Below are 14385 nucleotides of genomic sequence, written 5' to 3' on the forward strand. Positions count from 1 at the left end.
TCCTTGTCAGGGGTGCGGGTGGATGGCGGAAACAGTGCGGTGGGGCGGTGGATCACTCGCTCCAGCGGCGGAACACCAGTGAGGTGTTGATGCCGCCGAAGGCGAAGTTGTTGCTCATCACGTACTCGGCCTGCAGTTCGCGGCCCTGCCCGGTGATGAAGTCGAGCTGGCCACAGCGCGGGTCGACCTCGGCCAGGTTCAGGGTCGGCGCGAACCAGCCGGCGCGCATCATCTGGATGCTCAGCCAGGCCTCGAACGCGCCACAGGCACCCAGCATGTGGCCGACATAGCTCTTCAGCGAGCTGATCGGCACGCGGTTGCCGAACACCTGCGCGGTCGCCTGGGTTTCGGCGATGTCACCGTGGTCGGTGGCGGTGCCGTGGGCGTTGACGTAGTCGATCTGCGCCGCGTCCAGGCCGGCATCCTCCAGCGCCAGGCGCATGGCCTGGGCCATGGTGTCGGCGCTGGGCTGGGTGACGTGCTGGCCATCGCTGTTGGTGCCGTAGCCGACCACCTCGGCAAGGATGGTGGCGCCGCGCGCCTGCGCGTGCTCCAGGTCTTCCAGGATCAGCGTGCAGGCGCCCTCGCCCAGCACCAGGCCATCACGGCCGGCATCGAACGGGCGCGGGGTGGTCTGCGGCGCATCGTTGCGCACGCTGGTGGCGAACAGGGTGTCGAACACCGCCGCTGCGGTGGCATCGAGCTGCTCGGCACCGCCGGCCACCATCACCGTCTGCTTGCCACTGCGGATCGCTTCATAGGCCGCACCCACGCCCTGGCTGCCGGAGGTGCAGGCACTGGAGGTAGTGTACACGCGCCCGGACAGGCCGAAGAACACGCCGATGTTGACCGGCGCGGTGTGGCTCATCATCTTCAGGTAGGTGGTGGCACTGATGCCATCGGTGGTGAACTCATTGAGCATGCGCCCGAATTCACCGGTGGCCTCGTGGCTGCCCGAGGACGAGCCGTAGGCCACGCCGGTACGGCCGCTGCGCAGCACCGGATGCTCGTGCAGGCCGGCTTCACGCAGTGCCACCTCAGTGGCGCGCACCGACATGATCGCGACCTTGCCCATCGAGCGGGTGGTCTTGCGGTTGTAGTTCGGCGGCAGCTCGAAATCCTGCGCCGGCGCGGCCAGCTTGGTGTTCAGCCCGGCATAGACATCCCACTCGGGCATCGCACGCACCGCATTGCGGCAGCTGCGCAGGTGTGCCTCGATGGTCGGCCAGTCGTGGCCGAGCGGACTGATGGCGGCGGCACCGGTGACCACCACGCGACGATCGGCGGCCATCAGATCATGCCTCCGTTCACCGAGATCACCTGGCGGGTGATGTAGCCGGCCGGCTCGGACAGCAGGAACGCCACCGTGGCCGCCACTTCGTCGGGACGACCGACGCGGCCGGCGGGAATCAGCTTGAGCGCGTGTTCAACCACTTCATCGTTGAGCATTTCGGTCTCGATCAGGCCCGGGGCCACGCAGTTGACGGTGATCTGGCGGCTGGCCAGTTCCAGCGCCAGGGCCTTGGTGGCACCGATGATGCCGGCCTTGGCGGCACTGTAATTGACCTGCCCGCGGTTGCCGGCCAGTCCGGACACCGACGACAGCGTGATGATGCGGCCAGGCTTGCGCCGGCGCACCATCGGCATGATCAGCGGATGCAGTACGTTGTAGAAACCGTCCAGGTTGGTGTGGATGACCTGGTCCCAATCCTCCGCTGACAGTGCCGGGAAGGCACCGTCACGGGCGATGCCGGCGTTGCAGACCACGCCGTAGTACGCGCCGTGCGCTTCGACATCGGCCTCCAGCACAGCGCGTGCGGCCTCGCGATCAGCCACGTCGAACATCAGTACGCGGGCCTGCTGGCCCAACGCGTGGATCTCGGCCATCACGGCCTGTGCCTCATCCAGGCGGCTGCGGCAATGCACCACCACGTCGAAGCCGTCACGCGCGATGCGCAGCGCGATGGCCCGGCCGATGCCCCGGCTGGCGCCGGTCACCAGCACGCTTCGATTCCCTGTCATGCCTGTCCACTCTCCAGATAGGCCATCGCATCGGCCGGTTCGAACACCGACACGTTGGCTGTCGCCCATTCGTCCTCGCCTGCCAGGATGCGGCAGGCGAACATCCCCAATCCATTGTCACCCAACAGCTCGCAGCGCGCCTGTACGCGCAGCCGCGATCCGCTGGGAAAGCTGCTGCGCGGGCTGCTGTAGCGGCGGCTGCCAAGCAGGAAGCCCAACTGCGGCGGCTTGCCCGCCGCACGCGCACGGCAACCGGCCCAGGCCGCGATGGCCTGCGCCATGTATTCGATGCCGACCCACGCCGGCACCTGGCCCTCCTCGACGAATAGGCCCGCGTCGGGCACCACCAGTTCGGCCTCGATGGTGTCCTGGTCCCAGTGCGTGATGCGCTCCAGCAGGCACATGTCCTGGCGGTGCGGCACCACCTCTTCGATCGCGTACAGCGTGTTCATCGACGCTCCAGCGCCAGCACGGCATTGCTGCCGCCGAAGGCGAACGAATTGCTCAGCACCCGCCGCGGTGCCTGTGCCAGGCGGGTGGCCGGTGCGACCAGCGGCAGTGCCGGCAGCGCGGGGTCTGCCACGCCGTCCCACCAGTGCGGTGGCAGCTGCTGCTGCGGGTTCCCGGCCAGCACGATCCAGCACAGTGCAGCTTCGATCGCGCCTGAAGCACCCAGCGTATGGCCGGTCAGCGGCTTGGTCGAACTGGCAGGCACCTGGTTGCCCAGCACCTGCGACACCGCCAGGCTTTCCATCGCATCGTTGTGGCCGGTGGCGGTGCCATGCAGGTTCACGTAGTCCACTTCATCGGCCGCCCAGCCGGCGCGCTGCAGCGCCTGCTGCAGGGCATCGATGGCACCCAGGCCCTGCGGATCGGGGGCGGACATATGGTGCGCGTCGGCCGATTCGCCCCAGCCGGCCAGGCATACCGGGCCGGGTTCGCGGGTGAGCAGGAACAGCGCGGCACCCTCGCCGATGTTGATGCCGGCACGGTGCTGCGAGAATGGATTGCAGCGCAGGGCCGACACCGATTCCAGCGCGCTGAAGCCGGCCACGGTGAAGCGGCACAGCGAGTCCGCGCCACCTGCGATCACGGCGTCGACGATACCGGCCCGCAGCATGCGTGCCGCCGACATCAGTGCCTTGGCACTGGACGAGCAGGCGGTGGAAAGGGTCCACGCCGGCCCCTGAGCGCCGCTGCGCTGGCGCACGAACTGCGCGGCAGTACCCATTTCCTGCTGGGCGTAATCGAACCCGGGCGGCCATTGGCCCTGTTCGGCATGGGTGCGCAGGGCCTGCTCGGATTCACCGATGCCCGAGGTACTGGTGCCCAGCACGACCGCCACGCGTTCGGCGCCGTGGCGGGCGATCGCGGCGGCCACCGCCGGTGCGATCTGCGCCAGTGCCACGTCCAGCAGGGCGTTGTTGCGCCCGCGCAGGGCGGCCGGCAGTTCTTCCAGCGTCGGCAGCGGTGTACGCACCTGCCCCAGCGCCAGGGTGTGCCCCGGCAGCAGGGTATCGTTGTCGCTGAGCCCGCCCGGCACGCCGGCGAACATCGCCGAAGCCACCGCGTCGCGGCCATCGCCGAGCGCGCAGACCACGCCCAGATCGTTCAGATAGATCGGTGCACTCATCGATCCGGCCCGGCCATGTCGATCGATTCGATGCGCAGCGCATAGCCTTCGGCGCGGTTGTCCAGCTGCACGCTGCCATCGTCCAGGCGCTGCAGCTGCAGCCACACCGTGCCGTCGCGCGACAGGCTGCGCTGATGGCCATCGTCACGGACCTGCCAGCCGGCTGGCAGCGCGGCCGCGATGGCTGCGGTCGGCCACAGCGCGAACTGCAGGTCATCCAGCACGCGCTCGGCGCGCACCTGCGGCGGCAGCCACGGCGCGCGCTGCTGGGTCAGCTGCCGGCCGTCCCACTGCAGGCGCACGCCGGTCTGGCCCATCGCCTGCACCGCCAGCTGCACCTGCTGCGCATCGGCTTCCAGCAGTGCATCCAGGTCGCGCTCATGCGTGCCGAACCGGAAATGCAACTGCTGCTGCAACGCCAGCGGCGCCGGCAGGCTGGCCGGCGACAGGCGCAGCGGCGGCAGTTCCACCAACGGCTTCGGCATGCGGCCGGCGCAGGCCACCAGCAGCAGGCTCAGCAGCAGTGCTGTCGCAGGGGCGATCAGGCGCCGCACAGCTGCTCCAGCACGCGCATGCGGCGGCCACTGTCATCGGCCACGTACGGGTTGTTGGTGTCCCAGGCGTAACCGGCCAGGATGGAGCTGATCATGTCGCGCACTTCGGGCTGCTGCTGCGGGTGGTAGATGATCTTCTGGAAACCGCCTTCGTACCAGCTTTCGACAAAGCGGCGGAAGGTCTTCACGCCCGCCCGCAGCGGGACCGAGAACTCCGCTTCCCAGTCCACGGCTTCGCCGGCATAGCGGCGCGCCAGGCATGCACTGGCCAGCTGCGCGGACTTGAAGGCGATGGTCACGCCGGACGAGAACACCGGGTCGAGGAACTCGCCGGCATTGCCCAGCAGGGCATAGCCCGGCCCCCACAACGAACTGACATTGGCCGAGTAGCCGGTGATGCGGCGCACCGGCAGCACCGCCCATTCGGCATTGGCCAGCAGCCGGGTCAGGTTCGGGTCCTCGCCGACGATGGCCTGCAGTTTCTGCAGGTCGTCGCCCTCGTAGCGCTCGAAGAACGACGGTTCGGCGACCACGCCCAGCGAGCAGCAGCCGTTGGAGAACGGGATTGTCCAGTACCAGACGTCGACGTGCTCGGGATGGGTGGTGATCAGGATCTTGTTGCGGTCGAAGTCCGCTTCGGCCGGAATGTTGTCGCGCACGTGGCAGAAGATCGCCCCGCGCACCGGGAAGTTGGACGGGGATTCCAGCTGCAGCAGGCGCGGCAGCAGGCGTGCGAAGCCCGAGGCGTCGAGGATGAAATCGGCCTCGATGCGGTACTCGCTGCCGTCCGGGCGGCGCACCGTCACCGCCGGCTGCTCGCCGGCTTCGACCGACAGCACTTCATCACCGAAACGCAGCGTGGCCCCCATGCGCTCGGCACCGCGCGCCAGCACGTTGTCGAAGTCGGCGCGCTGCACCTGGTAGGTGGTGCCCCAGCCCGGCGAGAACTTCTTCCTGAAGTCGAATGCGGTACGCGCTTCGCCGTGCACGAAGGCCGCGCCGTTCTTGTGCTGGAAGCCGGCTTCGACCACGTCCTGCAGCAGGCCGGCGGCCTCGATGTACTCCATGCTCTGCGGCAGCAGGCTTTCGCCGATGGAGAAGCGCGGGAACTGCTGGCGCTCCAGCATCAGCACCTGGCGGCCCTGCTGGCGCAGCATCGCCGCAGCCACGGAGCCGGCCGGGCCGGCACCGATGATCAGGATTTCAGTACGTTCGACAGCATCCACAGCAGTATTCATCGGTGCGTCCTTGTTGCTCGATCAAGTGGAAAGAAGGAAGTCGGAAGCTGGCTCAGGCCCGCGGCAGATCATGCGGCGGCGGCCGGAACAGCGGCGAGATCAGCCAGACCAGGCCGATGCCGAACAGCAGGGTCAGGCCGAACGCGCGCAGCGCCGGGGTCTGCGACAGTCCCAGCAGGCCGAACGACAGCCAGGTGCTGGCCGCGCCCACGCACACCGCCAGCCAGGCACTGGCATCGCCGCGGTGCTCGATCAGGAAGATGCCGTAGTCGATGCCCATGCCCAGCAGCAGCATCAGTGCCAGCACGTTGAACAGCTGCAGTGGCTGGCCGAACAGGCCCAGCAGGCCCAGGGTCAACGCACCGGCAATCAGGGTCGGCGCGAACACGCGCCAGGCCTGGCGGCGGTAGCGCAGCCACAGCGCGCCGAACACCAGCACGATGCCGACCAGCAGCAGCCCCCCCATCAGCTTGCGGTAGTGGCCCAGCAGCTGCGAGAAGTCGGCGGTGCGGTCCACCCAGCGCACGCCGGGCAGGCCTTCGGCCGCCCCGCGCAGGGTCGCCAGCGCATCGGCGCGCGACAGGTCATCGACCATCACCACGCTGATCATCTGCCCACCGACCTCACCCACCCACAGGTGGCGGAACGGCTGCGAGGCCGGCGAGGCCAGGAACGCCTCCGCGGTCAGCGGCGTGGTGGCGAAGTCGGGGCGCGGCAAGGGTTCTCCGACCGCATCGGACACGGCCTGCAGCACGCCCGGTTCCACCTTGGCGGTCAGCGCCGCATCGGCCTGCTGGCGTGCCGGCGACGGCAGCCAGTCACTGATCGCGCGGTAACCGCCGATGCGCTTGTCGTTGGCCAGTACACGCAGGCGTTCGGTCAGTGCTTCTTCGCGCTGCAGCAGCTGTGCAGCGTCACTGCCCTGCACCAGATAGAACTGCGCCGGGCTGGGCATGCCCAGCAGCTGGCTCAGGCGGATCTGCTGGGCCATCAGTGCCGGCGGTGAGGACTGCAGGCTGCGCAGGTCGTCATTGCTGTGCAGGCGGGCGATGCCGATGGCAGACAGCGCCAGCGTGATCACCACGAACACCGTCACCGGCCGGCGGCCATGCAACCGCGGGAAGCGCTCCAGCGTGTTGCCCAGCCACTGCGAGAAACGGGTCTGGCGGATCTCGCCGCCATCCAGCCACGGGAACCAGAAGATCACCGTGAGGAACGCGGCGGCCAGGCCGACCACCGAGAACAGCGCCATCTGGCGCAGGCCCGGGAACGGGGCCAGGCCCAGGGCCAGGTAGGCCAGCGCGCTGGTCAGCAAGGCCAGCCACAGGCCCGGCAACAGGTGCCGCAGCAGCTTCCAGCGGCGATCGGCCGGCTCGGCCTGGCGCGAGGCAAACCAGTGGATGCCGTAATCCTCGGCCACGCCCACCAGCGACGCACCGAACACCAGGGTGAGCACGTGCACCTTGCCGAACACCAGCACGGTCACCGCCAGCGCCACGCCACAACCGATCAGCAACGACGCGGCGACCAGCAGGATCGGCCGCAGCGAACGGAACGCCAGCCACACCAGCAGCAGCACCGCGGCCAGCGAGCCCCAGCCGATCGTGTTGATCTCCTGGTTGGCCTGCACCGCGGCCGCCTCGGCGTGCAGCGGCACGCCGGCATGCAGGATTTCCAGCTCCGGCGCTGCCGCCCTGGCAGCCCGCCCGGCACGTTCCAGCAGGCCGTCGAGATGACGCTCACCGTCGAGCTGGAACGCCGAACCCGGTGTATCGAACTGCAGCACGGCCCAGTGCCTGCCCTCGGCTTCGAGCAGGCCGTCATCGCCCAGCCGCAACCCCGACCCCTGCGACTGCTGCTGCCACCATTGCGGCCACAACGACAACGGGTCTTGCCGCCAGTCGGTCAGGCGCGGAGCGCCCATCGGGCCGTACAGCGCGGCCAACGCCTGCTCGGCCAACGCGCCCGGTTCGCTGCCCTGCAGCTGCTCGCGCTGGGCCGGCGTCAGCAGGCGGTCGCGGTACGGCGCGTAGAACGCGCGCGCCTCATCGAACCAGCCTTCGATCGAACCACTGGGCACCAGCAGGGCTCGGTCAGTGTCCTTGGCCATGGCCGCGGCAAAGGCCGCCTGCGCACGCTTGGCGGCAGCGCCGTCCTTGCTGCCCAGCAGCACCACCACCTGCCGCGAGCTGCCGTCGGCGATGCGCCGGGTGACGTCGCTCAACAGGCGGTCATGCGCATCCTGCGGCAGCAGCGCGAGGATGTCGGTATCGATCCGCGATTGCTGGCTCCACAGGTGCCACTGCTGCGCGCCCAGTACCAGCAGCAGCAACAGCCAGGCGATGCCCAGCCAGTGCCACCAGCGCCGCAGCCGCTCCGGTGCGTTCGATGCGACGGCCTCACTCAAAGCGGCGTGCCTCGTCGGCGGTGAGCGTGGCCGGCGCCTCGCTCAATGCACTGAACTGGATCTGCGTGCGGTCCTTGTTGGCCTCGACGATCTCGACCTGGCGCACGTAGCGGTCACCCTGCAGGGTCAGCGACTGGAACGCCTTGGCCAGCATCGCCGACTTCGGCGTCAGCCGCAGCCGCCAGCCCTGCCCTTCACGGCTGGCCGCCACGTTGAACTGGCTGGACAGCGCCTGCACGTCGCCACTCATCAGCGCGAACATGATCGCGTTCACCGAACGCATCGCCGGCTGCTGCCGTGCATCGAGTTCGACACGGGTGCTGCCATCGCGCTGGCGGCTCAGGATGCGGTCGGCGGTGACCACCACTTCGGAAGGGAACGGCTTGAGCGTGGCCCAGATCACGCCGTGCTGGCGCGCGACCACGAACTGGCCCTGCGAGCGCAGCGGGTTCCTGAAGCCGCTGACCTGCTTTTCCTGGCTGAACTGGCCACGCAGCACATCGGGCCGCGCCACCGCCTGGGTGATCGCATCGATGGCGGGGTCGGCCGCCTGCACCTGCGGTGCGGCAACGAAGATCAGCGCGCACAGCAGCACGCTCGAAAGACGGACAAGGGGGTTCACGGCGCAGGTACTCCCAGGCGTTCCCACAGTACCGGCGGGCACTGGTACAGCATTTCCTTGCTGGCCGCGTCCACCGCGACCTGGATGGTCATCGCGCGGGTCAGCACCTGGCCGCTCTGCGCATCGAGGATTTCATACTCGATCTTCAGCCGGTTCTCCCATTCCACGATGCGCGCGACCACGCGCAGCGCCTGGTTGAACAGCAGCGGCCGCACGTACTTCACCCGCGCATCGACCACCGGCCACAGGTAGCCCGATTCGAGCATCTGCGGGTAGTCGTAGTCGTAGCGCCCGAGCAGCGCGCAGCGCGCGATCTCGAAGTACTTGAAATAGTTGCCATGCCAGACCACGTTCATCGGATCGCAGTCATGGAAGGCAGGGGTCAACGCAATTTCGCCAACCCGTTCGATGGCCTCATTCACCGGCATACAGCTCCCAACGTTGCGCGCGGATCTCCACCAGCAGTTCCCGCAGTTCGCGATCCAGCGCGCGGTCTTCTTCAACCAGGGCGATGCGCTGCCCCAGGTCGGCGTACATGTCGGCCAGACTGCCATGCAGCTGCGCGTTAAGGCCAACCCGTTCGCGCAGCGCCAGGCCCTGGCGGGCGGCGATCAGCATTGCCGCCACCACCTGTTCAGTCAGCTCGATCACGCGCAGGCAGTCGCGCGCGGCGATGGTGCCCATGCTGACCTTGTCCTGGTTGTGGCACTCGGTGGAACGCGAGAACACGCTGGCCGGCATGGTCTGCTTCAGCGCTTCGGCAGTCCAGGCCGACACGCTGATCTGCAGCGCCTTCAGGCCATGGTTGATGGCCGCGCGCGGGCCGGTGGCCGCCGACAGGTTGGCCGGCAGGCCGTGGTTGTAGCGGGCATCCACCACCAGCGCCAGCTGCCGGTCGAGCAGGTCGGCAACGTTGGCCACGGTGTTCTTCAGGGTGTCCATCGCCAGTGCGATGTGGCCGCCGTAGAAGTGGCCGCCATGCAGGATGCGCTCGCCGTCGGCGTCGATCAGCGGGTTGTCGTTGGCACTGTTCAGTTCGGTTTCGATCAGCTGGCGCAGGAACGGCAGGCTGTCTTCCAGCACGCCGATGACGTGCGGCGCGCAGCGCAGCGAATAGCGGTCCTGCAGGCGCTGTTCGTTGCGCGGCGGGCGTTCGCTGTGCAGGTCGCTGCGCAGGCGCGCAGCGATGCGGCCCTGGCCCGGGTGCGGCTTGGCGGCAAACAGGGTTTCGTCGAAGTGGTGCGCGTTGCCGTCGCTGGCCAGCACGTTGAACGCGGTCAACCGCGTGGCCATGCGCGCCAGGTAATCGGCGCGCTGCCAGGCCAGGCAGGCCAGGCCGGTCATCACCGCGGTGCCGTTCATGATCGCCAGGCCTTCCTTCGGCCGCAGCTTCAGCGGGGTCATGCCGATCTTCGCCAGCACTTCGGCCGCCGGCTGCACGCGGCCGTCATGCAGCACCTCGCGCTCGCCGCACAGCACCGCCGCCACGTACGACAGCGGAGTCAGGTCGCCGCTGGCACCGACCGAGCCTTCGGCCGGGATCATCGGCAGCACGTCGTGCTGCAGCAGCGTGGCCAGGCCTTCCAGCAGCGGCACACTGACGCCGGACATGCCGCGCACCAGCGACGCCAGGCGCGCGGCCAGCACCGCGCGGGTCTCGACCGGGTCCAGGTAACGGCCCAGGCCGCAGCCGTGGTAGGTGTACAGGTGGTGCGGCAGTTCCGCCACCAGCGCCGGCGGGATGTTCACCGTGCACGAGTCGCCGTAGCCGGTGGTCACGCCGTAGATCACGCCGTCCTCGCGCAGCAGGCGGTCGAGGAAGTCGGCACCGCGCTGGATGTGCGCGCGGAACGCCGGCGCGTCGCTCAGTGCGGCCTCGCACTGGCGCTGGGCCAGGGCAACCACGTCTTCGATGGTCAACGGTGCGTCGCCAAAGCGGCACACGGGTACGGCGTCAGTCGTCATGCGGAGCCTGATCCCAGAAGGGGAAGAAATTGAACCAGTCCAACGGGGACTGGATGACCTGGAGTTCCAGCCAGCGCGCGAAGCGCTGTGCCTGTTCGGCCAGCGCGGCGTCGCGCGAGCCACGCGGCAGCACGATGCGTTCGGCGAACTGTTCGAATGCCACCCGATAGCCGTCGCCCTCGTGCAGGCAGGCCATGGTGTAGACCGGGCAGCCCAGCGCCGCGGCGAGCACATAGGCGCCGATCGGGAACGGCGCGCGGTGGCCCAGGAAATCGGCAGTGACGCTGCGGCCACCCTGTACCGGCGTGCGGTCGCCGACGATGGCAACGAAGCCCCCCGCCGCCACGCGCTCGGCCAGCATCACCGCGGTGGCCGGCCCCATTTCGGTCACCTGCACCAGTTCCACCGCCGCCAGCGGGTCCAGCCGCTGCAGCAGGCGGTTGAAGCGCTGCGCATGCGCGGTGTGCACCAGCACGGTGATGCGGAACCCCGGCACCTGTTCGGCCAGCACCTGGCACAGCTCCAGGCAGCCGATGTGCGCGGTGAGGATCAGCCCGCCCTCGCGGCGCGCGATCTTCTGCAGCACCAGGTCACGATGCAGGTGGATGCGCTCGGCCGGGTAGCGCCCGCCCAGGCCGAGGATCTTGTCCAGCATCGTATCGGCGAAGGCGAAGAAGTGGCGCAGGCTGTCACGCCGTGTCGGCGCGCGGCCGAGCACGCCGCTGTGCGCCTGCAGCCGCTGCAGGTACTGCATCGAAGCCTGGCGCCCTATACGGTTGCCCAGCCAATGGCAGGCCACCACCGGCCACACGCACAGGCGGAACGGCCAGCGCCCGAACCAGCGGTGCACCCAGCACAGGAACAGCACGCCGGCCACCGACGTCGATTCGCCGATGTCGGCCCAGTGCGGGGCACCCTGCGCGGCCGCCATCTCAGCGCTGCCCCCGCAGGCGGCGCCACAGCAGCCGCGGCGCACGCCAGAGCATGCCGAAGAACAGGCGGGTATGCATGCGGCTGATGCGCACGTTGTCGCGCCACACATCGAAGTGCGACACGCCATCGGATGGATAGGTCACACGCGTGGCCAGGTGCTCGACCGGCAATTGCCGCCAGTACAGCCGCACCATCACTTCGGTATCGAAATCCATGCGCCGGCCGATGGTCTCTTCACCGATCAGGCGCAGTACCGGCGGCAGCGGATACACGCGGAAGCCACACATGGTGTCGCGCAGGTGCAGCGACAGCGTGTTGATCCAGACCCAGATGTGGGTGGCGTAGCGGCCATACAGGCGCGCCTTGGGAACACTGGCGTCGTAAGCCGGAATGCCGCAGATCACCGCCTCGGGATGGGCGCGCGCGGCTTCGATGAAGCGTGGCAGGTCAGTGGTATCGTGCTGGCCGTCGGCATCGATCTGCAGCACGTGGCTGTAGCCACGCGCGCCGGCCTCGGCAAAGCCGGCCAGCATCGCCCCGCCCTTGCCCTGGTTGACGTCCAGGCGCAGCAGGTCGACGCCCTGGCGCTGTGCCAGCGCGCGCAGCACCGCCGCGCACCCATCGTGCGAACCATCGTCGACCAGCAGGCAGGGCAGTCCCGCAGCCTGCACGCCATCGACCACCGCCGCGATGGCGTGCTCGTGGTCGTAGACAGGGATCACCACCAGTGGCGCGAATGCGGCACCGGCAACGGCCGGGTCAGTCCGCATCAGCGAAAACCACCCTGCCGCTGGCATGCACACCGTGGCTGGAGGTGTAGCGGAAGGCCAGCACGTTGCGTGCGGCATCCCAGTCCAGCTGCAGGGTCAACTCGTCACCGGGGCGGGCCACGTGCTGGAATTTCACCGCATCCATGCGCACGAACGCGCCCCGCATCACAAACGCCTGGCGGGCGAAGCGCACCGCCCAGTCCAGCTGCGCCACGCCGGGCAGGATTGCCGCCTGCGGGAAGTGGCCCTGGAACGGCCGCAGCGCCGGGTCCAGGGTCATGCGCAGGGTGGCGCTGGCGGCATCGCGGTGATCCCACGCCGGCACCGGCATCAACGGCTGGAACAGCGCCGCCAGCGCGGCCTGGGTCACCTTGCCCTGCGCATTGATCGGCAGCGCCTGCACCAGGCGCCAGCGACGCGGCCGGGTCACTGCGTCATGCGCATGCGCCAGGCGGGCGCCAAGGCGCTGGCCCAGCGCCCGCCGCGCAGCGTCGCCGCCCTCCAGCAGCGCCGGATCGGCCGGCACCACCACGGCGGCCAGCTGCTCGCGCTGCCCGGGCAGCACCAGCACGCGCGCGTCATCCACCTCGGCGTCTTCGCGCAGCGCGCGTTCCAGCGCATCCAGCGACACCCGGCGTTCCTCGATCTTGACGATGCGGTCGGCCCGGCCCAGCAGGCGGAAGCGGCCGTCGGCCATGGCTTCGACACGGTCCTGGGTGCGCCACCAACCGGGGGTGTCCAGGTGCGCCGAGGCCACCGCCAGGCAGCCATCGTCGATGCGCCACTGCACGCCCGGCAGCGGCTGCCACGGCGGCAGGTCGATGTCCCAGCGGCGCCAGGCGATGCCGCCGGTCTCGCTGCTGCCATAGACCTCGGTCGGGGCCACGCCCAGCCACTGCCGCACCTGCCGCGCTGCGTCTTCCGGCAGAGGACCACCGGAGGAGAACACCGCGCGCAGGCGGCCATGCAGGCTGGCCCAGTCGAGCTGCCCGGGCAGGCGCTTGAGGTGGGCCGGCGTCGCCACCAGCACCGTATCGGTACCGGCCAGCGCACCCACCAGGTCTTCGTGGAAGAACCGGCGCGGATGAATCAGACGGCCGGCGGCCAGCGGCCACAGCACGCGGAACAGCAGCCCGTAGATGTGCTGGTGGGACACCGTGCCATGGACCTGCACACCCTCCATCTGCGCACCGAACGCGGCCTGCAGCGCCTCCACCTCGCGCGCCAGCTGGTCCAGGCGCTTGCCGATCGCACTGGGCTGGCCGGTGCTGCCGGAGGTGAACACGCACAGCTCGCAGGCGCGCTCGTCCAGCGCCTGCAGCTCATCGTCCAGCGCGGCGTCCAGCGTCACCAGCGAGCGGTAGTCGGCGGACACGTCGCCTGCGAAGCCGCTCACCTGCGGCTGCAGCGCCTGCAGCGTGGCTGGCAGGTTGTCGGCGGCCAGGAACACCCGCTTGCCGGCATGCCAGGCACCGAACAGCGCGGCGGCAAAGGCCACGGCATCATCGAAGTACAGGGCCCAGTCGCGGCCTTCGGCGGCCGCAAAGGCGGCGCGCCAGGCCAGTACGCGCTGGCGGAAGCCGGCATGGTCGATCACCTCGCCGTCGCACAGGCCGACGCTGCGCTGCGGCCGTGCCTCCAGCAGCAGCCGGTCCAGGGCAATCCACTCAGCCATGCGCGTGCGCCGCCTTCACCTGCCGCCGCACCAGCCACTCCCCTGCGAACAACACGCCCATCATCACGTACGCCAACAATCCGTTGTAGAGCATCCAGACCCGGTCCGACGCGTACAGCGCGGTCAGCAGGGCCAGGCTGCCGTTGAGAACGAAGAAGCCGCACCACACCTGGGTGACGCGGCGGGTATAGGCCACCGCGAACGGCGGCAGGTCCGGCTCCTGCAGCCGCGCCAGGCGCTCCACCAGCGGTGGCCCGAAGCGCAGGCTGGTGCCGAACACCGCCAGCATCACCACGTTGACCAGCGCCGGGTACAGCTTCAGCGGCAGGGCCTGGTTGAGCACGGTGGCCAGCACCGCCAGCAGGCCGGTGCCAGCGGCGGCGGCCCACCACAGCGGCTGTCGCGTGCTCAGTGCACGCAGCAGGGCCAGGGTGAACAGCAGCAGCGACAACCAGCGCGGCTCGAAACGGCCCATCGCCAGGTACACCAGCAGCGGGTAGGCAAGCGAAATCGCTGCCACCACGACGGTACGTGCGCGAGCCATGGCGAAGCCGCCGGCGCTGCAG

The 14385-nt window shown here is 69.3% G+C and carries 14 protein-coding genes; all 14 read right to left on the reverse strand.

Going from position 1 to position 14385, the window contains the following annotated elements:
- Positions 1 to 52: 52 nt before the first annotated feature.
- Genes AC5P6H_RS04185 through AC5P6H_RS04250 form a run of 14 tightly spaced genes read right to left on the reverse strand, consistent with a single transcriptional unit; the run spans position 53 to position 14363 of the window.
- Complete coding sequence (locus AC5P6H_RS04185; protein ID WP_014648835.1) at positions 53 to 1291, reverse strand: beta-ketoacyl-ACP synthase; 1239 nt, start codon at positions 1289 to 1291, stop codon at positions 53 to 55.
- The gene (locus tag AC5P6H_RS04190) at positions 1291 to 2022 is read right to left on the reverse strand and encodes a 3-ketoacyl-ACP reductase FabG2 (RefSeq protein WP_032960607.1); all 732 of its coding nucleotides are present in this window, start codon (positions 2020 to 2022) and stop codon (positions 1291 to 1293) included. The genes AC5P6H_RS04185 and AC5P6H_RS04190 overlap by 1 nt, the downstream gene beginning before the upstream one ends.
- Complete coding sequence (locus AC5P6H_RS04195; RefSeq protein WP_032960608.1) at positions 2019 to 2474, reverse strand: hotdog family protein; 456 nt, start codon at positions 2472 to 2474, stop codon at positions 2019 to 2021. Before AC5P6H_RS04195 ends, AC5P6H_RS04190 begins: the two co-directional genes overlap by 4 nt.
- On the reverse strand, positions 2471 to 3655 hold the full coding sequence (locus AC5P6H_RS04200; protein WP_014648838.1) for a beta-ketoacyl-[acyl-carrier-protein] synthase family protein: 1185 nt from the start codon (positions 3653 to 3655) through the stop codon (positions 2471 to 2473). Before AC5P6H_RS04200 ends, AC5P6H_RS04195 begins: the two co-directional genes overlap by 4 nt.
- Complete coding sequence (locus tag AC5P6H_RS04205; protein ID WP_014648839.1) at positions 3652 to 4209, reverse strand: DUF3261 domain-containing protein; 558 nt, start codon at positions 4207 to 4209, stop codon at positions 3652 to 3654. The genes AC5P6H_RS04200 and AC5P6H_RS04205 overlap by 4 nt, the downstream gene beginning before the upstream one ends.
- Positions 4197 to 5447, reverse strand: a complete 1251-nt coding sequence (locus tag AC5P6H_RS04210; RefSeq protein WP_014648840.1) for an NAD(P)/FAD-dependent oxidoreductase — start codon at positions 5445 to 5447, stop codon at positions 4197 to 4199. Before AC5P6H_RS04210 ends, AC5P6H_RS04205 begins: the two co-directional genes overlap by 13 nt.
- A gap of 52 nt (positions 5448 to 5499) precedes the next feature.
- Entirely contained in the window at positions 5500 to 7854 is a 2355-nt protein-coding gene (locus tag AC5P6H_RS04215) for an MMPL family transporter (protein WP_227864177.1), read from the reverse strand.
- Positions 7847 to 8476 (reverse strand): LolA family protein, encoded by a 630-nt coding sequence (locus AC5P6H_RS04220; protein WP_041863962.1) that lies wholly within the window; start codon positions 8474 to 8476, stop codon positions 7847 to 7849. Before AC5P6H_RS04220 ends, AC5P6H_RS04215 begins: the two co-directional genes overlap by 8 nt.
- Positions 8473 to 8904, reverse strand: coding sequence for an acyl-CoA thioesterase (locus AC5P6H_RS04225; RefSeq protein WP_032960618.1), 432 nt, complete (start codon positions 8902 to 8904; stop codon positions 8473 to 8475). The genes AC5P6H_RS04220 and AC5P6H_RS04225 overlap by 4 nt, the downstream gene beginning before the upstream one ends.
- Complete coding sequence (locus tag AC5P6H_RS04230) at positions 8891 to 10441, reverse strand: HAL/PAL/TAL family ammonia-lyase (protein WP_032960620.1); 1551 nt, start codon at positions 10439 to 10441, stop codon at positions 8891 to 8893. The genes AC5P6H_RS04225 and AC5P6H_RS04230 overlap by 14 nt, the downstream gene beginning before the upstream one ends.
- Positions 10431 to 11372 (reverse strand): lysophospholipid acyltransferase family protein, encoded by a 942-nt coding sequence (locus tag AC5P6H_RS04235; protein ID WP_014648845.1) that lies wholly within the window; start codon positions 11370 to 11372, stop codon positions 10431 to 10433. The genes AC5P6H_RS04230 and AC5P6H_RS04235 overlap by 11 nt, the downstream gene beginning before the upstream one ends.
- Before the next feature lies 1 nt (position 11373).
- Positions 11374 to 12144: a glycosyltransferase family 2 protein gene (locus tag AC5P6H_RS04240; RefSeq protein WP_014648846.1), complete on the reverse strand. Its 771-nt coding sequence runs from the start codon at positions 12142 to 12144 to the stop codon at positions 11374 to 11376.
- Entirely contained in the window at positions 12134 to 13819 is a 1686-nt protein-coding gene (locus AC5P6H_RS04245; RefSeq protein WP_495202332.1) for an ApeI family dehydratase, read from the reverse strand. The genes AC5P6H_RS04240 and AC5P6H_RS04245 overlap by 11 nt, the downstream gene beginning before the upstream one ends.
- Positions 13812 to 14363, reverse strand: a complete 552-nt coding sequence (locus AC5P6H_RS04250) for a COG4648 family protein (RefSeq protein WP_046433259.1) — start codon at positions 14361 to 14363, stop codon at positions 13812 to 13814. The genes AC5P6H_RS04245 and AC5P6H_RS04250 overlap by 8 nt, the downstream gene beginning before the upstream one ends.
- Positions 14364 to 14385: the final 22 nt, after the last annotated feature.

Source organism: Stenotrophomonas sp. YJH_SMC_110 (assembly GCF_059369255.1).